This is a genomic window from Acinetobacter sp. SwsAc2 (assembly GCF_013391465.1).
Taxonomy (GTDB): domain Bacteria; phylum Pseudomonadota; class Gammaproteobacteria; order Pseudomonadales; family Moraxellaceae; genus Acinetobacter; species Acinetobacter johnsonii.
This window is the reverse complement of the sequence record NZ_JACBEZ010000083.1, coordinates 1-977: the sequence shown is the minus strand read 5'-3', so window position 1 is coordinate 977 and position 977 is coordinate 1. Positions and strand designations below refer to the sequence as shown.

Sequence of the window (977 nt, the reverse complement as noted above, 5' to 3'; positions counted from 1 at the left end):
TACGCCAATCTCAACTTTGAATAAGGCTTTCCAGTTGTAAAGGTGGATTTCCTAATCGTGTATTTAAAATTACTGCAATGGTATGTGAAAGAATCTTACGCGTAATTCTATGCGTTAAATGCCATAAATCTTTAGCTCTTACTTTTTGAATGTGAAATCGTTCAGTTAATTGACCTATAACAGTCTCAATTTTTCTACGAGCATTCATGAGCCTCGCCATAGCTTCCTTAGACCTGCTATCAGTCATGTTCTTTCTATAAGGTGTTTGTAAATCAATATCTTGGTACTTAAAATAGTGTTTTAATTCAGGTCTTAAGTATCCTTTATCACCACCAAGTAATCCCTGAATATCTTGAGTAATTTCTGGTGCAACATCACGTTCATCACAATGAGCTGGAGCAAAAGTATAGCCTGTAATCATTCCTGAAAAGTTAATAACGATATGTCCTTTGAAACCATAATATTTTTCTTGTTTAGCCGCACAATAACTAAAACCTGCAGATTCTTTGAAGTTTTTATGTTTTTTTGCTCTAGCATAACGACAAACAGGTATAGGAAAGCCATCGATAAAATGAATATTATCTAAACCGAAAACAGATTTTAGTTGTGACATAATCTGTTGATTTACATGCCATAATTTTGCACAATGTTTGCAAAAATTAGGATAGGAACCTAATTTTGGAAACCATTCAAACCAATTGTGTTTAAAGTAGAACCAGATATTTTTATCAGAATCTAAGCCAAGAAACTCTCCCACAATTTGTATAGTAAGAATTTCAATATCACTTAAAGCGGGTGGAAATCCTCTACTTCTTAAAGGTTGAATGACAATCGCTGAGTAAAATTGCTCTATGATTAAAAATACAGAAATGATAAATTCGTAAATGGACATAACTTGCTTTGCTTTTCTTAGTCGAAAATTAAATTGGGTTATGTCCTTTTTATTTCAAAGACTTAAAAAGTTGAGATTCGCGTAA

General features: G+C 32.5%; 1 protein-coding gene. It reads right to left on the bottom strand.

Translation table 11 applies throughout. The features are described from left to right. Positions 1-10: 10 nt before the first annotated feature. Positions 11-892, bottom strand: a complete 882-nt coding sequence (locus tag HYI04_RS16755; RefSeq protein WP_019767920.1) for an IS982 family transposase — start codon at positions 890-892, stop codon at positions 11-13. Between the last annotated feature and the right edge of the window lie 85 nt (positions 893-977).